The following is a 19,954-nucleotide window of genomic DNA, read 5'->3' as shown; positions in this document are numbered from 1 at the left end:
CGGGTGCCGGCGCCTGGACGGGTTGCCGGCTTGCATCAAGCGTCATCTTTGGAGCCGCGCACAATGCGTTCCGTCATCGCAGATTCACGGCGACTGGTAGTGAAAGTCGGTTCGAGCCTCGTCACGAATGACGGGCGCGGCCTCGATCATGCTGCGATCGGCCTCTGGGCCGCGCAGATTGCCGCTCTGCGCGCGCAAGGCAGAGAAGTGGTGCTGGTCAGTTCGGGTGCCATCGCCGAGGGAATGCAGCGGCTCGGCTGGACCAAACGGCCGCGAGAAATCGACGAATTGCAGGCGGCCGCGGCCGTCGGTCAAATGGGCTTGGCGCAGGTCTACGAAAGCCGCTTTGCCGAGCACGCCATTCAGACCGCCCAGATCCTGCTCACGCACGCCGACCTGGCCGACCGCGAGCGCTATCTGAACGCGCGCTCCACGCTGCTCACGCTGCTGCGTCTGGGCGTGGTGCCGATCATCAACGAGAACGACACGGTCGTTACCGACGAAATCAAGTTCGGTGATAACGACACCTTGGGCGCGCTGGTCGCGAATCTGATCGAAGGCGATGCGCTCATCATCCTCACCGATCAGCAAGGCCTCTTCACCGCCGACCCGCGCAAGGACCCGAACGCCACGCTGGTTCAGCAGGCCGACGCCGGTGCGGCGGAACTCGAAGCGATGGCGGGCGGCGCAGGCTCGAGCCTGGGTCGCGGCGGCATGCTGACCAAGATTCTTGCCGCGAAGCGCGCGGCTCACAGCGGCGCGAATACGGTGATCGCAAGCGGGCGTGAAGCGGATGTGTTGTCGCGCCTCGCCTCCGGTGAGGCCATCGGCACGCAGTTGATCGCCCGCACCGCGCGCATGGCGGCGCGCAAGCAGTGGATGGCCGACCATCTGCAGGTGCGCGGCCATGTGGTGATCGACGACGGCGCGGTTGAAAAGCTGACCGCCGGCGGCAAGAGTCTGTTACCGATCGGCATTGTCGGCGTGCACGGCGCGTTTGCGCGCGGCGAGGTGATCGCTTGCCTGAGCGCTTCGGGGCGTGAAGTGGCGCGCGGCCTGACGAACTACAGCAGCGCTGAAACCAAGCTGATTCAGCGGCGTCCGAGCGGCGACATCGAATCGGTGCTCGGCTACATGCTGGAGCCCGAATTGATCCATCGAGACAACCTCGTGCTGATCTGATTCGCTGACCCGAAAAAGCGCGCGGACAAAGGAAAAAGCCGTTCCAGCGATGGCTGGAACGGCTTTTTCAGATCGCGACGTGCCCGGACTCAAAGCACGTGCCCTGACGAGAATCGCGTCAGTGAATCAACGAGGTAGCAGTGCGCTTGTAACGGATGTTCTCGACAATCTGCTTCGCGTTGCCCGTGGGTATCTTGTTCGCGCACAGATAGTCCTGATACAGCGCCGCGTGATACGCATTCAGCGCGCCGTTCTCGATGCGCGTGAACCCGTTGGCGACCGTCGTATCCCAACCATCGTGATCCGCATTCAGGCCCGCATACAGGCGCCATTCATACGTATCGCAGCGAATGCCTTCGTAGTTGACGTTACGGGCACCGCTCAGGCTCGTCACCACCACCGTATAGCGGACCACGCCGTCGGTGCCCACGGTGAGCGAGTTTCGATCGATCGCAAACTGCAGCGGCGTATTGCCCGAGACTTCGAAAGGCAACAGATTCGAATCTTGCGGCAGCGGCGGTAACGTATCCACCTTGTTTTCGACCCAGTTGGGCTTGCGGTCCAGCAGATAGGTGAAAGTGCTGTCGTCCTTATTGGTGGGTTTGCCGGCGCTCGAACAGCCGGCCAGCAGGGCGCCCGTGGCGATGCACGCCACGACAAGTGCAAGTGCTTTCAATATGGTTTCCTCGAAATACTGGCGCGGCTCGAGGAGCCGCGCCAGTAGAGGCGGCATGGACAGCCGCACAGAGTTGTTAATTGCGCACGCTCCGCCGCAGCAATGAGCCGGCGGTTTCGCCAGCCGCTCCGTCTTCGCGCTCGGGACGGGTGTTCACTTCGGCCGCCGACCTGGCGCCCGAACTGCAATCCGACGCAATCGTGACGTGAACCGATGTTTCGATGCTGACGGACGTTACCGAAGTCACCGTCATTACCGTGGAATCCGGTGGGCTTTCCATGCCCGACGCTATCCGTGGATAACGCGGCCCATGGTGCCCGCCGGGTTTTTCCGCACGCGGCGCAGCTCGGCGCATGAAACGGGACAGCTCCGTCAGCGCCAACTGATACACATCCCGCTTGAACTCGATCACACAGTCGAGCGGCACCCAGTACTCGTTCCAGCGCCACGCATCGAACTCAGGGTGGTCGGTGGCGCGCAAGCAGATATCGCAGTCGCGTCCTACCATCCGAAGCAAGAACCAGATTTGTTTCTGGCCGCGGTAATGACCGCGTACTTCGCGCTTGATGAACTTGTCAGGCACCTCGTAACGCAACCAGTCGCGCGTGCGACCGATCACCTTGACGTGCTCCGGAAGCAATCCGGTTTCTTCGTGTAACTCCCGATACATCGCTTGCACGGGGGTCTCTCCGTACTTGATGCCCCCTTGCGGAAACTGCCAGGAATGTTCACGGAGCCGTTTGCCCCAAAACACCTCGTTGTGCGCGTTCAAGAGGATGATGCCGACGTTCGGGCGAAAGCCTTCACGATCCAGCATACAACCACCTTCGAATCCTTTAAAATTGCTTTGATTATAAACAGATAACGAAGCCGACGCACCGAATCGACCCGCAATGGAACGATTCGCCGCAACAGGCCTTCGTTTGCGGTAGCCTGTCAATCTTTGCGTGCCTTATCCGTTGTGCAAAAAGCTTTGCGCCACAGATTCGAGGCCGCGATCGGGTGGCGCCGGCGGTGGTCACGCAAACGTGCCGGTTGTGCGCCGGATCTGTGTCGATTCCCACTGTTCACCTTTCGGGCGGTCCCTCCGGTGCCGCCGCTTTGGAAAATCTGAATGAAAGCTTCCCGTTTCTTTATCGGCACGCTGAAAGAAGCCCCTGCCGACGCCGAGATCGTCAGTCACAAGCTCATGGTGCGCGCCGGCATGATCCGCCGCGTCGCCGGCGGCATCTACAGTTACCTGCCGGTCGGCCTGCGCTCGATCCGCAAGGTGGAAAACATCGTGCGCGAAGAAATGAACCGGGCAGGCGCCATCGAGTTGCTGATGCCGTCGGTGCAGCCGGCCGAGTTGTGGCAGGAATCGGGCCGCTGGGAAAAGTACGGCCCCGAGCTGCTGCGTTTCAAGGACCGGAGGCAATCCGACTTCGTGCTCGGACCGACGCACGAAGAGGTGATCACGGACATCGCGCGCAATCAGATCAAGAGCTACCGCCAGTTGCCGGTGAACTTCTACCAGGTGCAGACCAAGTTTCGCGACGAGATCCGTCCGCGTTTCGGCGTGATGCGCGGCCGCGAGTTCATCATGAAAGACGCGTACTCGTTCGACAAGGACGCCGAAGGTCTGCGCGAGACGTATCGCAAGATGTACGAAGCGTACGTGCGCATCTTCACGCGCCTCGGTCTGGACTTCCGAGCGGTGGCGGCGGACAACGGTTCGATCGGCGGCACCGGCTCGCACGAATTCCATGTGATCGCCGACACGGGTGAAGACGCGATCGCCTACTGCCCGAGCTCGGACTTCGCGGCCAACGTCGAAGCGGCCGAAGCGCTGCCGCTGCAGGCGCAACGTGCGGCGCCGGCCGAAGAATTGAAGAAGACCGCCACGCCTGGCAAGGCGAAGTGCGAGGCCGTCGCCGAACTGCTGAACATTCCGCTCGAACGCACGATCAAGTCGATCGTGCTAGCCACGGAAAATGAGGGCGCCGAGCCGACCATCTGGCTGTTGATGCTGCGTGGGGACCACGATCTGAACGAGATCAAGGCGAGCAAGCTGCCCGGTTTGGCCGACTTCCGCATGGCGACCGAAGCGGAGATCGTCGCAACCTTTGGCACGCCGCCGGGCTACCTCGGACCGATCAACCCAAAGAAGCCGGTGAAGGTCGTCGCGGATCGCACGGTCGCGAACATGAGCGACTTCGTGGTCGGCGCGAACGAGGTGGACTACCACATTACCGGCGTGAACTGGGGCCGCGATCTGCCGGAGCCGATCGTGGCCGACATTCGCAACGTGAAGAAGGGCGATCCGTCGCCGGACGGCAAGGGCGAGATCGACATCTGCCGTGGCATTGAAGTCGGCCACGTGTTCCAGCTCGGGCGCAAGTATTCGGAAGCGATGAACGCGAACTGCCTCGACGAAACGGGCAAGCCGCAGCCGATGGAAATGGGCTGCTACGGCATCGGCATCACACGTATTCTCGGCGCCGCGATCGAACAGAATTTCGACGATAAGGGCATCATCTGGCCGGAGTCGATCGCGCCGTTCGAAGTCGTGCTGTGCCCGATGGGCTATGACCGCAGCGACGCCGTCCGCGAGCAGGCCGACAAACTGTATGCGACCCTGGTGGAAGCGGGCATCGACGTGATCCTCGACGACCGTGGCGAGCGCCCGGGCGTGATGTTTGCCGACTGGGAGCTGATCGGCGTGCCGCATCGTCTGGTCATCGGCGAGCGCGGCCTGAAGGAAGGCAAGCTCGAATACCAGGGCCGCCGCGACACGGAAGCGACGCTGCTGCCGGTCGAGCAGGCGGCGCAGACGGTAATCGGGAAGGTTCGCGCAGCATTGGCGCGCTAAGCGGAGGGACGGGGTGGAGTACACGTTCCTGTCCGCGACCGTCCTGCTGATTCTGATCACAGATCCATTCGGCAATATTCCGATTTTCATCAGTTGCCTGCGCAGCGTGTCGCACGAGCGTCGCACGGTCGTCATTCTGCGAGAGGTGGCGATCGCCTTCGCGATCCTGCTGGCGTTCATGCTGCTGGGGCAGGGGTTCTTGCGCATGATGAATCTGAGCGACCAGTCGTTGCGCATTGGCGGCGGGATCGTGCTGTTTCTGATCGCGCTCAGAATGGTGTTCCCGCATCCGGACGGTCCCTTCGGCGGCGACGCGCGCGGCGGCGAGCCGCTCATCGTGCCGCTCGCCATTCCGGCACTGGCCGGGCCGTCGGCGCTGGTAACGGTGATGCTGCTGACCTCGCAGGCACCCGGCAAGACGTTCGAATGGATCGGCGCGCTGACGGTCACGATGATCGTCTGCGCGATCGTGCTGATGCTCGCGGAGCGCATTCAGGCGTGGTTGGGCGAACGCACGATGGCGGCCTTCGAACGGCTGATGGGGCTGGTGCTGGTCGCCATCGCGGTCGAGATGATGCTAGGCGGTATCCGGGCTTTCGTGCATCAGCTGTGACGCTCCGGCGAGGCTAGCGGTCAGGGGAGCAAGAGACGCATGCGCTCGCATCCCTTTCGGGAATTGCGCCAACAAAAAAGCGGCCCCACAACGCGGGCCGCTTTTGCATGCGGTTTTCGTTCAAGCGTAATGCCGCGCGAGCGCGGCAACTGCAAACCCGCCGATCAAGCGCCTTCCGTCAACGCGCGAATCGTCGGCAAGTTGCGCCAGTAACCCTTCGCGTCCATCCCGCAGCCGAACACATAGCGGTCGGGCACTTCGAAGCCGCAGTAATCCGGGCGCAGCGGCTTGGCCTTCGCAATGATCTTCTCGCACAGCACCGCACTCAGAAAGCGCTTCGCGCCCATCGCGAGAATGCGGTCGCGGATCGCGGCCATTGTCTCGCCTTCGTCGAGGATGTCGTCGAGCACCAGCACGACACGATCCTTCACCGACTCGGCCGGCGCGACGCGCCATTGCATCTCGTTGCCGCCCTTGGTGGTGTTGCGGTAGCGGGTCAGATGGATGTAGTCGAACTCGAGCGGGAAATCGAGGTGCGGCAGCAGCATGCCGGTGAACACCGCGGCGCCGCCCATCACCGACAGCACGAGCGGGAAGTCCTCGCTCATCTCGTCGCGGATGGCGGCAGCCATGCCGCTGATCGACGCATTCACGTCGCTGGCCGAAACGATTTCTTCGGAGTGGCTGAAAATGTGCAGGGCTTCTTCGCGGTTCATGACGTCTGACGGGCGATAACTGTGTAGATAGTGTGGGTGACAGCGGTGGCCTGCGGTACAGCATAAACCCGCACCAATCCAAAGTCAGCCGCGCGTTGCGCAACTTGTGCGCACCCGCGCGGCGCCGTTAGGGTGGAGCTTAGCGCATGCCGGGCAACACGCCCTTCATGCCGCGCATCATCTTTTGCAGATTGCCGCCCTTGAGCTTCTTCATCATTGTGCGCATCTGGTCGTACTGATTGAGCATGCGGTTGACTTCCTGCACCTGCACGCCCGCGCCCGCGGCGATGCGGCGCTTGCGGGTGGCCTTGATCAGATCCGGCTTGGCGCGCTCCAGCGGTGTCATCGAATTGATGATGCCTTCCATGCGGCGCATCTGCTTTTCGGCCTGGCTCATGTCGGCGCCGGCAGCGGCTTGCTGGAACTGCGCGGGCAGCTTGTCCATCAGCGACGACAGGCCTCCCATGCCCTTCATTTGGGTCAGCTGTGCGCGGAAATCGTTGAGGTCGAAGTCGCCGCCTTTCTTGACCTTGTCGGCGAGCTTCTGCGCGGCCTGGACGTCTACGCCCCTTTGCGCTTCCTCGACGAGGGCGAGAATGTCGCCCATGCCGAGAATGCGGTTCGCCATCCGGTCCGGGTAGAACACTTCGAGGCCGTCGAGCTTTTCCGCGACGCCGACGAACTTGATCGGCTTGCCCGTCACGTGACGCACGGAAAGCGCCGCGCCACCGCGCGAGTCGCCGTCGAGCTTGGTGAGGACCACACCGGTGAGCGGCAGCGCGTCGCTGAACGCCTTGGCGGTGTTGACCGCGTCCTGGCCGAGCATCGCGTCGACCACGAACAGCGTTTCAGCGGGCTTGAGTTCACGGTGAAGGGCAGCGATTTCCTGCATCATCGCTTCGTCGATACCGAGACGGCCGGCCGTATCGACCAGCAGCACATCGTGATAGTGGCGCCTCGCCCAATCGACGGCGGCGCGCGCGATGTCCACCGGCTTCTGATCGGGTTCCGACGGGAAGAAGTCCGCGCCGACCTGCTCGGTGACCGTCTTCAACTGCGCGATAGCAGCGGGGCGGTAGACGTCGCACGAGACGGTCAGAACCTTCTTCCTGTACTTCTCGCGCAGCAGCTTGGCGAGCTTGCCGACCGTGGTTGTTTTACCCGCGCCCTGCAGACCCGCCATCAGGATGACGGCCGGCGGCGTGACGGCAAGATTGAGCTCGGCGGCCTTGCCTTCGTAGTCGCCGCCGATCACCGCGGTCAGCTCGCGCTGCACCACGCCGACCAGCGCCTGACCCGGCGACAGGCTGCTGATCACTTCCTCCCCCAGCGCCTTTTCTTTCACCTTGGCGATGAACTCGCGCACGACGGGCAGCGCCACGTCGGCTTCGAGCAGCGCGAGGCGGACTTCGCGCAGCATTTCCTGGGTGTTCGCCTCGGTGAGCCGGGCTTCGCCGCGCAGCGTCTTGACGACGCGCGCCATCCGTTGAGTCAGATTGTCGAGCATGGGGAGCGATAAACGGTGCGGTCCGGGCAGCGCGCGAGATGGAAGACGTCGCGGTGCAGGGGCCTAGTGTAAACTTCGAATATGGATATTGTACTGTATGCCCTCACCGCGCTCCTCTACGGCGGCCTCGCCGTGGCTGGCTGGCGCTCGCACCGGCACGCCGCCGTGCGCCCCATGCTGGAGAGCGTGCCTCCCATGCCGGCTGCCCCCGCGAGTGCGTCGGCCGCTTCGGGCATGAGCACGCCGGGCCGGGCGCTGCTGTGCGTCGCGCTGCTCGCGCATGGCGTGCTGCTGCATACCACCATCTTTCCGCAGCACGCGATGGTGTTCGGCTTCGCGTTCGCGCTGTCGGCGATGTTCTGGCTCGGCGCCGGCATCTATTGGATCGAGAGCTTCTTCTTCCCGCTCGACGGCCTGCGGCTGCTGGTGTTGCCGCTCGCATGCGTCGCGTCCCTGCTACCGCTCGCGTTCGGCGGCGTGCGGGTGCTGCCGTATGCGGCCGCGCCGCTGTTCCAGCTGCACTTCCTGATCGCCAACATCGCGTACGGTCTCTTTGCGATCGCTGCGCTGCACGCAATTCTCATGCTGCTCGTCGAGCGCCGCCTGCATGCAATGCGCGGCGGCATCGCGCAGCGCAACGCGAGCGCGGCGGGCAACGGCTGGCTGTCCGGCTGGCTCGACACGCTGCCGCCGCTGCTCACGCTCGAGAAGCTGTTGTTCCGTCTGATCGGCGCGGGTTTCATCCTGCTGACGCTGACGCTGGTGTCGGGCATCCTGTTCAGCGAGCAACTGGTCGACCGCGCGTTGCGGCTCGATCACAAGACCGTGTTTGCGATTCTTTCGTGGCTGATGTTCGGCGCGCTGCTGACGGCGCGCAAGGTGTCCGGCTGGCGCGGCCGTGCTGCATTGCGCTGGGTGCTGGCGTCGTTCGTCGCGTTGTTGCTGGCGTACGTCGGCAGCCGTTTTGTCTTCGAGGTGCTGCTGCACCGTGCCGTAGTGTGAGCGTGTCCCCATGCGACAAATCTTTCTGCTGATCCTGTTGTTCATCGTCGGTCAATGGCTGGTGAAGGCGCTGCGTCGTCATGACGCGCAAGCGGCCCAGCGCAGCGCCGGCGTCAAAGGTGCGAACGGCGGCGCGCGTCCTGCCGAGGCTGCGCAACTCGCCGAACCAATGATCCGTTGCGCCGAGTGCGGCGTGCATGCGCCCGCGAGCGACTCGGTGACGGTGGCCGGGCAGCCGTTCTGCAGCCCCGCGCACGCGCAGCGCCACGCCGCCCGGCCCACGGGCCGCGACGGCCGATGAGCAACGAGTTCACCGTCGACGCAGACGGTTGGGTCGCCACCGCACGCAAACTGCCCTCGCCGAATTTCGAAGCACGGCCCGCGGGGGTCGTGCCGACACTCATCGTCATTCACAACATCAGCCTGCCGCCCGATGAGTTCGGCGGCACGGCGATTGCCGAGCTGTTCCAGAACACGCTCGACTGCGATGCTCACCCGTACTACGACTCGCACCTGCGCGGCGTGCGGGTGTCGGCGCATTTCGTGATTCATCGCGACGGCGCGCTGGAACAATTCGTGTCGTGCAACGAGCGCGCGTGGCATGCGGGGCAGTCGAATTTTTTCGGCCGCGAGCGCTGCAATGATTTTTCGATCGGCATCGAGCTGGAGGGCAGCGACACCACTTCCTTCGAAGCGGCGCAATACCGCACGCTCGGGCCGCTGGTGGGCGCGCTCAAGGCGCGCTATCCGGTAGAGGCGCTGGCCGGTCACTCCGACATCGCGCCTGGCCGCAAGACCGATCCAGGGCCTCACTTCGAATGGCGCCGTGTGCAACGCGATGCGTCCCTCGCCGATCGGTATTTCCCCTATCTCAAGTTTTCCAAAACGCCGTAACGACCCTCCGCGACAGTCCGCGCAATGACAGGAGAACAAGGCGCTGCCTTGTTGTCGGGGGTGGCGGCTTCGCGCCAGGCGACCCGGATGTCAAGGCCTCGGCGGCAAAATAAAACGATTTGACCTGCCTTCAATCTCCACTATACTTGGTGCCACAAATTGGGTTGTGCACTATATCTTGTGTTCGGTGTGCATAAGTCTGTGTATAACCGGGTGCATAAGTAATGCGGCGCCCCGCTCTCCGAGCTTGGCGCCGCAAGCATTCCAAAGAGCGAAAAAATCCCTGTGGCGCAGCCGGTAGGACCGCCGGCGGCATCCAGAAGCATTCAGGAAAGGGGCATAGCCCGTGATCGCCACACACACGATGAAGACCGTTACGAATTCGAACCAGGCTTCATCTCCGTCGCATCCCGGCAACCGGCCCGACCGGCCTTTTTCCTGCACCTCATCGCTTGCGCACGCGCCAGCGCAGCGTTCGATTTAATCCGCGGCACTCGCCGCATCATTTCCAAGACCAGGAGCTTTGCACATGCAAACCACCGACAACGTGACGACCCGGTACGAGGGCTCACCGGCTGGCCAGGCCTTCGGCCAGACACAAGGCGCACAAGCGCTCGCGCCGCAGACGACCTACGCGGACTACAAGGTGATCCGTCGCAATGGCAGCGTGGTGTCGTTCGAGCCGTCAAAGATCGCCATCGCTGTCACCAAAGCATTCCTGGCCGTCAACGGTGGTCAAGGCGCGGCATCGGCGCGGGTGCGCGAACTGGTCGAGCAACTCACGCAGAGCGTCGTGCGCGCGCTCGTGCGCAGCCGCCCGAACGGCGGCACCTTCCATATCGAAGATATTCAGGACCAGGTCGAACTCGCGCTGATGCGCGGCGGCGAGCACAACGTCGCGCGGGCTTACGTGCTGTATCGCGAGAAGCGCACGCAGGCGCGCGGTCACGACGAGCGGGTTGCCGCGAGCGCACCCGGTCTGAACGTCACCGACAACGGCGTCACGCGTCCGCTGGATCTGGCGGCGCTGCGCGGCATCATCGAATCGGCCTGCGCGAATCTGGGCGACGCGGTGAGCGCCGATCCGATCATCGCGGAAACGGTGAAGAACCTGTACGACGGCGTGCCGATGAGCCAGGTCTACGACTCGGCAATCCTCGCTGCGCGTACGATGATCGAAAAGGACCCGGCATACAGCCAGGCCACCGCGCGCATCCTGCTGCACACCATCCGCCGCGAGATTCTCGAAGAAGAAGTCACGCAAGCCGAAATGGGCGAGCGCTATGCCGAGTATTTCCCGCAGTTCATCAAGCGCGGCGTGCAAGCCGAGCTGCTCGACGACAAGCTGCTGCAGTTCGACCTCAAGCGTCTGGGCGCCGCGCTCGACAACAACCGCGACCTGCAATTCGGCTACCTCGGTCTGCAAACGCTGTACGACCGCTACTTCCTGCATCACGACAACGTGCGCATCGAAATGCCGCAGGCATTCTTTATGCGTGTCGCAATGGGCCTGTCGCTCAACGAGATCGACCGCGAAGCACGCGCAATCGAGTTCTACAACGTGCTGTCGAGCTTCGACTTCATGTCGTCCACGCCGACGCTGTTCAACTCGGGCACGCGCCGCTCGCAACTGTCGTCGTGCTACCTGACGACGGTCGACGACGACCTCGACGGCATCTACGAAGCGCTGAAAGAAAACGCGCTGCTGTCGAAGTTCGCCGGCGGCCTCGGCAACGACTGGACGCGCGTGCGCGCGCTCGGCTCCCACATCAAGGGCACCAATGGCAAGTCGCAAGGTGTCGTGCCGTTCCTCAAGGTCGTCAACGACACGGCGGTTGCCGTGAACCAGGGTGGCAAGCGCAAGGGCGCGGTGTGCGCGTACCTGGAAACGTGGCACCTGGACATCGAAGAATTCCTCGAGCTGCGCAAGAACACCGGCGACGACCGTCGCCGCACGCACGACATGAATACGGCGAACTGGATTCCCGACCTGTTCATGAAGCGCGTGATGGAAGGCGGTGACTGGACGCTGTTCTCCCCGTCCACCTGCCCGGACCTGCACGACAAGTTCGGCGCCGAGTTCGAAGCGGCTTACACGGCTTACGAAGACAAGGTCGCGCGCGGCGAGATCAAGCTGTTCAAGAGGATTCCGGCGGCGCAACTGTGGCGCAAGATGCTGGGCATGCTGTTCGAAACCGGCCATCCGTGGATCACGTTCAAGGACCCGTGCAATGTGCGCTCGCCGCAACAGCACGTGGGCGTCGTCCACTCGTCGAACCTGTGCACGGAAATCACGCTGAACACCAGCGACGCTGAAATCGCGGTCTGCAACCTCGGGTCGGTGAATCTCGTCGCGCACCTGAAGGAACAGGCCGACGGCACGCTCGCGCTCGACCACGACAAGCTGAAGCGCACCGTCAGTGTGGCGATGCGCATGCTCGACAACGTGATCGATATCAACTACTACGCGGTCGCCAAAGCGCGTAACTCGAATCTCAAGCACCGTCCGGTCGGCCTCGGCATCATGGGCTTCCAGGACTGCCTGCATCTGCTGCGCACGCCGTACGCGTCGCAAGAGGCGGTCGCTTTCGCCGACACATCGATGGAAGCGGTGTGCTACTACGCGTACTACGCGTCGACCGAGCTGGCGCAGGAGCGCGGCCGCTACTCGAGCTACCGCGGCTCGCTGTGGGATCGCGGCATCCTGCCGCCAGACTCGGTGAAGCTGCTCGCCGACGCACGCGGCGGCTATGTCGAAGTCGATTCGAGCGAGTCGATGGACTGGACCGAGTTGCGTTCGCGCATTGCCACCTACGGCATGCGCAACTCGAACTGCGTCGCAATCGCACCGACGGCGACCATCTCGAACATCATCGGGGTCTCGGCTTGTATCGAGCCGACGTTCCAGAACCTGTACGTGAAGTCGAACCTGTCGGGCGAATTCACCGTGGTCAACGACTACCTGGTGCGCGACCTGAAGGCGCGCGGCCTGTGGGACGAAGTGATGGTCGCGGATCTGAAGTACTTCGACGGCACGCTCTCGCGCATCGACCGCATCCCGGCCGACCTGCGCGCGATCTACGCGACCGCGTTCGAACTCGATCCGGTATGGCTGGTTGAAGCTGCCTCGCGTCGTCAGAAGTGGATCGACCAGGCGCAGTCGCTGAACATTTACATGGGCGGCGCATCGGGTAAGAAGCTCGACGAGATTTACAAGCTTGCATGGGTGCGCGGTCTGAAGACGACCTACTACCTGCGCACGATGGCGGCGACGCACGTCGAGAAATCGACGGTCGCGCACGGCGCGCTGAACGCGGTGAGCGCAGGCGGCAACTCGGGCTCGGGCGGAGCCGCGGGTGGCTTCGGCGTGAGCGGCGGCGCAGCGGGTGACGTGGTGGGCGGCATTCAGGGTGCTGCGGCGGCACCTGCAGTCGCGCAGCAAGCCTCGCCCGAAGCGGACGGTCCGGTTTGCATGATGCGCCCAGGCGACCCTGGCTTTGAAGAGTGCGAGGCTTGCCAGTAAGCCTGCGCAAGGCAGCAGGATCGCTGCTTGCGAAGAGGTCGTAGGTGATGACCCGCATGCAGCGATGCGCGCGTCTATCCAGATAGACACAGCACTAGTGAAGCAGAGCCGATGAGCGGCCAGAGGCAAAGAAGCGCTTCGCTCCGAAGCTGGCCGCTCATCGACAGAAGCCAGAAGCGAAGGCAAGCAGGAGTCGTCAGCAGCACCAGACGAAGCGCGCGACACAGCGCGTAGCAAACGCTTCGATCAATGGGGCGATCAACGTATCGGCCGCATGCATCGCTCGAGAGCGGATCGAGCTTCACCTGCGGGCGCCGATCATGTGGACAGCGCGGCTCATGTCGCAAGTGCGAAGCACCGCGACGAACCACCCGAAGCAACACGGTCAGCAACCGCAACACGCTGCAGACACGCTGCGCAACACAGATAGATAGAGCAGCGAAATGTCGCTTCGACATGTTGCTCTTCGAGCCCGCGAAGCACGTCGACAACGCACGTTCAGCACGCGTCATTCGACGCGTCGTACACAGTCGGTCGAACAAAGTGTTGTATGAACGTAGCAACGCGAATCGAAAACAGGAATTTTCATCAGCGAACTCTTTTATCGCTCGTGAAAAGATGGTACAAACCGTTCTAAATTGATGGTGACATTTATGCTCAACTGGGATGACGAGATCACTGCCGTAACTCCCTCGAGCGGCGCGCAACAGAATGCGTTGCGCAACGCAGCGGGATCGGCTGTCGGTTCGCAAGTCGGAACGCGTGCCGCTCCTCATGCTCCCTCGGCTCAAGACGTGTTCGCGAACGACATCGCTGTCGCTCCCATCACTCACGTTGCCCTCGCCGCCGGAACGGCTACCGTTTCCGAAGCGCGGGTCAATGTGGCCGACAAGCGCATCATCAACGGCCAGACCGACGTCAATCAGTTGGTGCCGTTCAAGTACAAGTGGGCGTGGGAAAAGTATCTGGCTGGTTGCGCCAACCACTGGATGCCGCAAGAAGTGAACATGTCGCGCGACATCGCGTTGTGGAAAGACCCGAACGGTCTGACCGAAGACGAGCGCCGCATCGTCAAGCGCAACCTGGGCTTCTTCGTGACGGCCGACTCGCTGGCCGCCAACAATATCGTGCTGGGCACCTACCGCCACATCACGGCGCCCGAATGCCGCCAGTTCCTGCTGCGCCAGGCATTCGAAGAAGCGATCCACACGCACGCCTACCAGTACATCGTCGAATCGCTGGGCCTCGACGAGGGCGAAATCTTCAACGCGTATCACGAGGTCCCGTCGATCCGCGCGAAAGACGAATTCCTGATTCCGTACATCCACGTGCTGACCGATCCGGCCTTCAAGACCGGCACGCTCGAGGCAGACCAGACCCTGCTGCGCTCGCTGATCGTGTTCGCCTGTGTGATGGAAGGCCTGTTCTTCTACGTCGGCTTTACACAAATCCTGGCGCTTGGCCGCCAGAACAAGATGACCGGCGCGGCGGAACAGTACCAGTACATCCTGCGCGACGAGTCGATGCACTGCAACTTCGGCATCGACCTGATCAACCAGATCAAACTCGAAAACCCGCAACTCTGGACAGCTGAGTTCCGCGCGGAAATCCGCGAAATCTTCCAGCAAGCGGTCGAACTTGAATATCGTTACGCCGAAGACACGATGCCGCGCGGGGTGCTCGGCCTCAATGCGTCGATGTTCAAGAGCTATCTGCGCTTCATCTGCAACCGCCGTTGCCAGCAGATCGGTCTCGATCCGCTGTACCCGAACGAGGAAAACCCGTTCCCGTGGATGAGCGAGATGATCGACCTGAAGAAGGAGCGCAACTTCTTCGAGACGCGAGTGATCGAATATCAAACTGGCGGTGCGCTGACCTGGGAGTAAGCCGGGTTCGTGTCGCAGATGCATTCATCGATGGGGATGCCGTCGGCTTGGGCCGCGGCAAATTTGGTTAGGAGCTTAACCGCCTGATGCAAAGCTTGCCCGGTGCGTCGCGTGCCTTCGCGGCCCACAAATATGACAGGCACTTTGCGGACCCTTCAGTGGGATGGGCAAACTTCCCCCCGGAAAAAGCCGCTGGCGTCGCCGCCAGCGGCTCGATCAAGCAATTGCCGGCGTTGCGATTGAACGCCGACCAGATCTGGCGCGCGGTGCCTTGTGGCACGGCGCGCCTTACCGCATTCATTAGCGTAAGCGCGCGGCACCTGCGTACGCCGATGAATAGCCCGCTTCGTAGCGCGCGCCCTGAGAAGCGTCCGCGGGAAGCGGGTTTTGACGAAGGGTGTAGTTTGAACTGACTCTCATCTGAAAACCTGAAGGAGAAAATGATGGCAACTGCAAAGAAAGCCGCCGCTAAGAAGCCCGCAGCGAAGAAGGTCGCGGCCAAGAAGGCCGCACCGGCAAAGAAGGCTGCACCGGCTAAGAAAGCCGCTGCCAAGAAGGTCGCCGTGAAGAAGGTTGCTGCGAAGAAGGCAGCACCGGCCAAGAAGGTTGCAGCGAAGAAAGCTGCACCGGCCAAGAAGGCTGCGGCCAAGAAAGTGGCGGCAAAGAAGGTCGCAGTGAAGAAGGTCGCGGCAAAGAAGGCAGCACCGGCCAAGAAGGCTGCAGCGAAAAAGGCAGCGCCGGCGAAGAAGGCCGCAGCGAAGAAGGCAGCACCGGCGAAGAAGGCCGCAGCGAAGAAGGCCGCGCCTGCGAAGAAGGCTGCAGCGAAGAAGGCCGCGCCTGCGAAAAAGGCCGCTGCTAAAAAGGCTGCGCCTGCGAAAAAGGCTGCTGCCACGAAGGCTGCGCCTGCCAAGAAGGCTGCCGCGAAGAAGGCCGCTGCTCCTGCGAAGAAGGCTGCCCCAGCGAAGAAGGCTGTCGCCAAGAAGGCTGCCCCTGCACCCGCTGCGACTGCTGTCTCGAGCGCACCGGCGGCGACGGTGAAGACCGCGCTGAACCCGGCAGCGGCATGGCCTTTCCCGACGGGCAGCCGTCCGTAAGCAGTCGAACCACTTCGACGCGTCCCACGATGTGTCGGATGATCGGGTAGGGCTCAGGCAGTCGTGAGCGCTATGCGTTCGGAATCCCGTGGCCGGTTTTCGGCGACGGGATTTTTTTTGCCCACCGTTTTTTGCGCGCGCGCGATCGGTTGACAGCAGTCTGGCTTGGGCCGCGCAGACAAGCACGCAGACAAGCACGCAGACAAGCGCACAGACAAGCGCACAGCCAAAAAACACGCGCATGCGCAGCGGAGCGCATGCGCGTGAAGTCGTCGCCGCGACCCGTAGGCCGGCGGTACGAGAGGAGAAGGGTTAGTGCGTGACGCGCGTGACGCCGCCGCTGGACAGGAGCCGCACGCGATCGCCGGCGCGGAAGATCTCGCCGCTGGTGGTCTGTGTGATGGCGCGCAGGTCGCCGTTATCGAGCCGCACGGTGATCTCGACACCGTCGCGCATCGCAACGCTGTTCTCGATCGCATTGCCGGCGACCGCACCGCCTATGCCGCCGATGATACCGGTGGCGACCGAGCCGCGGCCTCCGCCGATCGAGCTGCCGGCGAGCGCGCCGAGCGCTCCACCGCCGACCACACCGAGGCCGCTCGGCTGCCCGTTGTTCGAGCTGATGCGCACTGCGCGCACACTGTCGACGGTGCCCATGCGGACCGTTTGTTCGCGCTGCGCCTGTGACGCGGTGAAGACGTTCGGAGAACTACTGTTGCTCGCGCATCCTGACATGGCCAGCGACCCGGCGATCAAGCTGGCGACTACCAGGCGACTCGTTGTCTTCATTGCGTAGCTCCCATGGCTCGCGGTCTCAGGGCAGGCTGTATCCGAAAGCCCGTTCGAACCGCTCGTTGATTTCCGCCCGACTGGGCGCGTAGTTTTGTGGTCCCTGATGCTCGATCTTCAGTGCGCCCATCAGGCTTGCGAGGCGCCCCGTGGTGGCCCAGCCGAGCTTGTTGTCGATGCCGTACAGCAAGCCGCCGCGGAATGCATCGCCGCAGCCTGTGGGGTCGAGCACCTGCTTTGCGTTGACTGCCGGAATCGCTTCGATGCCTCCCGCATGATGGATCTGTGCGCCGTGCTCGCCGAGCGTGACGATCAACGCCTCGACCTTGCCGGCGATCTGTTCGATCGACCAGCCGGTCTTGTTGCTCACCAGCTTGGCTTCGTAATCGTTGACAGCGACATAGGTGGCAAGTTCAATCATGCGGCGCAGCGTATCGCCGTCGAAGAGCGGCAAGCCCTGGCCCGGATCGAAGATGAACGGCACGCCGGCGGCCGCCAGATGTTCCGAATGCTGGATCATGCCGTCGTAGCCGTCCGGTCCGACGATACCGAGCGTAATGCCCTGCGCTTCATCGGCGCGGTTCAGATGCGACTGCATCATCGCGCCTGGATGGAACGCGGTGATCTGATTGTTTTCGAGGTCGGTCGTGATCATCGCTTGTGCGGTGTAGGCGTCCGGCACGACGATCACGTTTTGCGTCGACAGCCCGAGTTGCTCGAAGCGGTCGAGATAGAGCTGCGCGTCGACCGAGCCGAGCGTGCCCATGATGCGCGCGTCTCCGCCCAGCAGATGCAGCGCGTAAGCGATGTTGCCCGCGCAGCCGCCGAACTCGCGGCGCATGGTCGGCACGAGAAAGCTGACGTTCAGGATGTGGACCTGCTCCGGCAGGATGTGCTCCCGGAAGCGCCCTTCGAAAGTCATGATGTTGTCGTAGGCGAGCGAGCCGCAAATGAGCGTAGCCAAGGCGAGCGTTCCTGTAAAAAGCGTGGGGGAGAGGGTGCGCGACGATGCCCCGGCGCCGCACACGAGGCGCCGCGCCGGGGGCTTGCGCGCGATAGGCTTACTTCAGCGCGGCGAGTGCTGCGTCGTAGTTCGGCTCGTTCTTGATTTCGCCGACCAGCTCGGCGTGCACGACCTTGTCGTTTTCGTCGATCACCACCACGGCCCGCGCCGTGAGGCCAGTCAGCGGACCGCTCGTCACGTCGACGCCATACGCTTGGGCGAATTCGTGGCCGCGGAACGTGGAGGCCGTGACGACATTCTCGATGCCTTCGGTCGTGCAGAAGCGCGAGGCCGCGAACGGCAGATCGCCCGAGACGACGATCACGACGGTGTTGGTCAGCTTGGCGGCTGCTTCGTTGAACTTGCGGGTGGAGGTGGCGCAGGTTGGCGTGTCGAGGCTCGGCACGATGTTCAGCACCTTGCGCTTGCCGGCGAAATCGGCGAGCGACACCGGCTTCAGATCTTTGCCGACCAGCGAGAAAGCGGGCGCTTTCTGACCCACCGACGCAAAGGTGCCGGCTACTTCGACGGGGTTGCCGCCCAGCGTAACTTGACTCATGTTGTTGTGCTCCGAAAATTCGTCAGAAATGACGGTGAAGGCGCCCGGGCGTGGCCGGGCGCGCGAGGCGCGTTACGGATAAAAAATCTGTACGCGGAAATTAGAGGCGATCGTCGTGCCCGTATCGAGATGCACGATCATGGTCTGCGTGCTGTGGGCCGGCAGGCCGGCCGCGATGGGCGTGCCGGGGGGCACGTAGTCCTGCGGCCACAGCACGCGCCGCACAGCGACGTTGTTCTGGTCGTCGAGCAGTGTGAGTTCGATGGCGGGGTAGGCCAGCGCGATGTTGAAGCGGTTATGCAGCGGCATCTTCAGCTCGAGCTTGTGCGGGCCGTCGATCTGCCGTAGATCGGACGGCTCGACCTGCAAGCCGTCGATGTCGTGCGGTGGCGTCAGCTCGCAGCCCAGTTGCGCACAGGCCTTCGCATACAAGGCCTGCGAGCGCGGGAAGTGCACCTGCACCGTTTCGCGTTGCCACCACGCAAGTTGCGCGAGTAGTGCGATGACCAACAGCAGTCCTACGACCGACGCCGCGATCGTCCAGCTCGTGCGCCGCGCTTGCGCGGGGCGCGTTTCGCGCATGACGGGGAAGGGGTCGCCGTCGTTCACGGGGTTGACGGAGAACGGCTCGCCGCTGGCAGCGGCGCGGCCGGGGCCGGGGCCGCCGACGCGCGGACCGCTGGGACCGCCGGTGCCCGAACCGCTGGCGGCGGCGTGGGCGGCACCGAAGGCGGGCGAACCTGCCGCCGCGGCGCGCGAACCGGCGGCGCCGACGCCGGCTGTGCCGGGGTCGGCCGTGGCAGAGCCGGTCGCGCTTGAACCAACTGCGCCTGACCCAGCTGCGCCTGACCCAGCCGCGCTTGAACCAACTGCGCCTGGCCCAACTGCGCCTGGCCCAGCTGCGCTTGAACCAACTGCGCCTGGCCCAGCTGCGCCTGACCCAACTGCGCCTGACCCAACTGCGCCCGAACCGGCTGTCCCAAAACCGGCTGTCCCTAAACCGGCCGTACCTAAACCGGCCGTACCAAAACGCGGTTCATTGTCTGCAATGCCAGTTACCGTTGCGGTGTGATCCGCAGCCGGTTCGACAGGGCGTTCCGTCTTGTGCCAAACGCGCGGTGCTTCTTCCACCGATGGCTCCGTCTCCGGCTGATACGCAAACGGTTCGAGCGGCGCGTCGGCCAGCACGGGTTCGTCGTCGGGAGGCAGCGTGCTCGTGACACCGCCGGCCGGCAGTTGCGGCTCGGCGGCGCGGCCCGGCGTGAGCGCGACGCCGGCACCGGCCGAGACCGGCTTCAGCGGCACATTGCCGGCGTTGTGCAGCAGACGATTGTCGACGGTCGCGTCGGTCGTGGGCGCCCACGGGTCCCATCGGTGTGCGCTGAAGTCGGGGCCGTTCTGCCGCACGCCCGACAGTGCCTCGATCGCGGCGGCAGCGGCAACCGGTTTGGCGGTGGCGAAGTCCCCGCCCTCGGTGATGTCGAACAGGCTGCTCGATGCGTCGAATACTTCGTGGCAATGCCCGCAGCGCACGAGACCGCGGCGCTGCGCGAGCTGCGCCGGTTGCAGACGGAAGACGGTTTCACAGAAGGGGCAACGCGTCGCCAGGAGCATATTGAGCCGATGAGCCGGTAGGCCGTTGGTTAGACAATACGCCTT

Annotated in this window: 18 protein-coding genes; 10 read left to right on the top strand and 8 right to left on the bottom strand. The window is 63.4% G+C overall.

The window, feature by feature from the left end:
* Positions 1–63: 63 nt before the first annotated feature.
* Positions 64–1,182, top strand: a complete 1,119-nt coding sequence (gene proB, locus ABQJ48_RS12030; protein ID WP_367838237.1) for a glutamate 5-kinase — start codon at positions 64–66, stop codon at positions 1,180–1,182.
* 118 nt (positions 1,183–1,300) lie between these two features.
* Here the strand turns inward: proB and ABQJ48_RS12025 are convergent, their stop codons facing one another.
* Entirely contained in the window at positions 1,301–1,858 is a 558-nt protein-coding gene (locus ABQJ48_RS12025) for a CNP1-like family protein (protein WP_367838236.1), read from the bottom strand.
* Positions 1,859–1,934: 76 nt separating this feature from the next.
* Positions 1,935–2,675, bottom strand: coding sequence for an RNA pyrophosphohydrolase (locus tag ABQJ48_RS12020; protein WP_367838278.1), 741 nt, complete (start codon positions 2,673–2,675; stop codon positions 1,935–1,937).
* A gap of 297 nt (positions 2,676–2,972) precedes the next feature.
* On the opposite strand from ABQJ48_RS12020, the gene ABQJ48_RS12015 reads away from it, so the two are divergent.
* Together ABQJ48_RS12015 and ABQJ48_RS12010 are read left to right on the top strand one after the other, a co-directional pair.
* Entirely contained in the window at positions 2,973–4,709 is a 1,737-nt protein-coding gene (locus ABQJ48_RS12015) for a proline--tRNA ligase (RefSeq protein ID WP_367838235.1), read from the top strand.
* Positions 4,710–4,722: 13 nt separating this feature from the next.
* Positions 4,723–5,322 carry a MarC family protein gene (locus ABQJ48_RS12010; RefSeq protein WP_367838234.1) on the top strand — a complete coding sequence of 200 codons (600 nt, stop codon included), beginning with the start codon at positions 4,723–4,725 and terminating at the stop codon, positions 5,320–5,322.
* Positions 5,323–5,486: 164 nt separating this feature from the next.
* On the opposite strand, the gene ABQJ48_RS12005 is transcribed toward ABQJ48_RS12010, so the two are convergent.
* Both ABQJ48_RS12005 and ffh read right to left on the bottom strand, forming a co-directional pair.
* A complete protein-coding gene (locus ABQJ48_RS12005) occupies positions 5,487–6,038 on the bottom strand; it encodes a hypoxanthine-guanine phosphoribosyltransferase (protein WP_121315751.1) in 552 nt (183 codons plus the stop codon).
* A gap of 139 nt (positions 6,039–6,177) precedes the next feature.
* Entirely contained in the window at positions 6,178–7,545 is a 1,368-nt protein-coding gene (gene ffh / locus ABQJ48_RS12000) for a signal recognition particle protein (protein WP_367838233.1), read from the bottom strand.
* A gap of 81 nt (positions 7,546–7,626) precedes the next feature.
* On the opposite strand from ffh, the gene ABQJ48_RS11995 reads away from it, so the two are divergent.
* The 7 genes from ABQJ48_RS11995 (at position 7,627) to ABQJ48_RS11965 (ending at position 15,944) form a co-directional block, all read left to right on the top strand.
* Positions 7,627–8,547, top strand: coding sequence for a cytochrome C assembly family protein (locus ABQJ48_RS11995; protein ID WP_367838232.1), 921 nt, complete (start codon positions 7,627–7,629; stop codon positions 8,545–8,547).
* 10 nt (positions 8,548–8,557) lie between these two features.
* Positions 8,558–8,848, top strand: coding sequence for a PP0621 family protein (locus ABQJ48_RS11990; protein ID WP_367838231.1), 291 nt, complete (start codon positions 8,558–8,560; stop codon positions 8,846–8,848).
* The gene (gene ampD, locus ABQJ48_RS11985) at positions 8,845–9,441 is read left to right on the top strand and encodes a 1,6-anhydro-N-acetylmuramyl-L-alanine amidase AmpD (RefSeq protein WP_367838230.1); all 597 of its coding nucleotides are present in this window, start codon (positions 8,845–8,847) and stop codon (positions 9,439–9,441) included. Before ABQJ48_RS11990 ends, ampD begins: the two co-directional genes overlap by 4 nt.
* A 529-nt stretch (positions 9,442–9,970) precedes the next feature.
* On the top strand, positions 9,971–12,964 hold the full coding sequence (locus ABQJ48_RS11980; RefSeq protein ID WP_367838229.1) for a ribonucleoside-diphosphate reductase subunit alpha: 2,994 nt from the start codon (positions 9,971–9,973) through the stop codon (positions 12,962–12,964).
* Between the two features lie 653 nt (positions 12,965–13,617).
* Positions 13,618–14,850 carry a ribonucleotide-diphosphate reductase subunit beta gene (locus ABQJ48_RS11975; RefSeq protein WP_367838228.1) on the top strand — a complete coding sequence of 411 codons (1,233 nt, stop codon included), beginning with the start codon at positions 13,618–13,620 and terminating at the stop codon, positions 14,848–14,850.
* A gap of 86 nt (positions 14,851–14,936) precedes the next feature.
* The gene (locus tag ABQJ48_RS11970; RefSeq protein WP_367838227.1) at positions 14,937–15,263 is read left to right on the top strand and encodes a hypothetical protein; all 327 of its coding nucleotides are present in this window, start codon (positions 14,937–14,939) and stop codon (positions 15,261–15,263) included.
* Between the two features lie 30 nt (positions 15,264–15,293).
* On the top strand, positions 15,294–15,944 hold the full coding sequence (locus ABQJ48_RS11965) for a histone H1-like repetitive region-containing protein (protein WP_367838226.1): 651 nt from the start codon (positions 15,294–15,296) through the stop codon (positions 15,942–15,944).
* A gap of 312 nt (positions 15,945–16,256) precedes the next feature.
* Here the strand turns inward: ABQJ48_RS11965 and ABQJ48_RS11960 are convergent, their stop codons facing one another.
* The 4 genes from ABQJ48_RS11960 to ABQJ48_RS11945 form a co-directional block, all read right to left on the bottom strand.
* Positions 16,257–16,733, bottom strand: coding sequence for an outer membrane lipoprotein (locus tag ABQJ48_RS11960; protein WP_367838225.1), 477 nt, complete (start codon positions 16,731–16,733; stop codon positions 16,257–16,259).
* 25 nt (positions 16,734–16,758) lie between these two features.
* On the bottom strand, positions 16,759–17,697 hold the full coding sequence (locus ABQJ48_RS11955; protein ID WP_367838224.1) for a carbohydrate kinase family protein: 939 nt from the start codon (positions 17,695–17,697) through the stop codon (positions 16,759–16,761).
* Between the two features lie 97 nt (positions 17,698–17,794).
* Positions 17,795–18,295, bottom strand: a complete 501-nt coding sequence (gene tpx / locus ABQJ48_RS11950) for a thiol peroxidase (RefSeq protein WP_367838223.1) — start codon at positions 18,293–18,295, stop codon at positions 17,795–17,797.
* A gap of 72 nt (positions 18,296–18,367) precedes the next feature.
* Positions 18,368–19,909: a DUF3426 domain-containing protein gene (locus ABQJ48_RS11945; RefSeq protein ID WP_367838222.1), complete on the bottom strand. Its 1,542-nt coding sequence runs from the start codon at positions 19,907–19,909 to the stop codon at positions 18,368–18,370.
* Positions 19,910–19,954: the final 45 nt, after the last annotated feature.

The sequence above is a fragment of the Paraburkholderia suaedae genome, from assembly GCF_040812055.1.
In the GTDB taxonomy this organism is placed as follows: domain Bacteria; phylum Pseudomonadota; class Gammaproteobacteria; order Burkholderiales; family Burkholderiaceae; genus Paraburkholderia.
Note: the sequence above shows the minus strand (reverse complement) of the source record. Positions and strands in the feature narration are given on the sequence as shown.

Bases quoted from the DNA above. Each gene is read 5' to 3' on its own strand.
- ampD (WP_367838230.1), top strand. From the start codon at position 8,845: ATGAGCAACGAGTTCACCGTCGACGCAGACGGTTGGGTCGCCACCGCA.
- ABQJ48_RS12020 (WP_367838278.1), bottom strand. From the start codon at position 2,675: ATGCTGGATCGTGAAGGCTTTCGCCCGAACGTCGGCATCATCCTCTTG.
- proB (WP_367838237.1), top strand. From the start codon at position 64: ATGCGTTCCGTCATCGCAGATTCACGGCGACTGGTAGTGAAAGTCGGT.
- ABQJ48_RS11975 (WP_367838228.1), top strand. From the start codon at position 13,618: ATGCTCAACTGGGATGACGAGATCACTGCCGTAACTCCCTCGAGCGGC.
- ABQJ48_RS11945 (WP_367838222.1), bottom strand. From the start codon at position 19,909: ATGCTCCTGGCGACGCGTTGCCCCTTCTGTGAAACCGTCTTCCGTCTG.
- ABQJ48_RS11960 (WP_367838225.1), bottom strand. From the start codon at position 16,733: ATGAAGACAACGAGTCGCCTGGTAGTCGCCAGCTTGATCGCCGGGTCG.
- ABQJ48_RS11995 (WP_367838232.1), top strand. From the start codon at position 7,627: ATGGATATTGTACTGTATGCCCTCACCGCGCTCCTCTACGGCGGCCTC.
- ABQJ48_RS12005 (WP_121315751.1), bottom strand. From the start codon at position 6,038: ATGAACCGCGAAGAAGCCCTGCACATTTTCAGCCACTCCGAAGAAATC.
- ffh (WP_367838233.1), bottom strand. From the start codon at position 7,545: ATGCTCGACAATCTGACTCAACGGATGGCGCGCGTCGTCAAGACGCTG.
- tpx (WP_367838223.1), bottom strand. From the start codon at position 18,295: ATGAGTCAAGTTACGCTGGGCGGCAACCCCGTCGAAGTAGCCGGCACC.
- ABQJ48_RS11990 (WP_367838231.1), top strand. From the start codon at position 8,558: ATGCGACAAATCTTTCTGCTGATCCTGTTGTTCATCGTCGGTCAATGG.
- ABQJ48_RS11970 (WP_367838227.1), top strand. From the start codon at position 14,937: ATGCAAAGCTTGCCCGGTGCGTCGCGTGCCTTCGCGGCCCACAAATAT.
- ABQJ48_RS11965 (WP_367838226.1), top strand. From the start codon at position 15,294: ATGGCAACTGCAAAGAAAGCCGCCGCTAAGAAGCCCGCAGCGAAGAAG.
- ABQJ48_RS11980 (WP_367838229.1), top strand. From the start codon at position 9,971: ATGCAAACCACCGACAACGTGACGACCCGGTACGAGGGCTCACCGGCT.
- ABQJ48_RS12015 (WP_367838235.1), top strand. From the start codon at position 2,973: ATGAAAGCTTCCCGTTTCTTTATCGGCACGCTGAAAGAAGCCCCTGCC.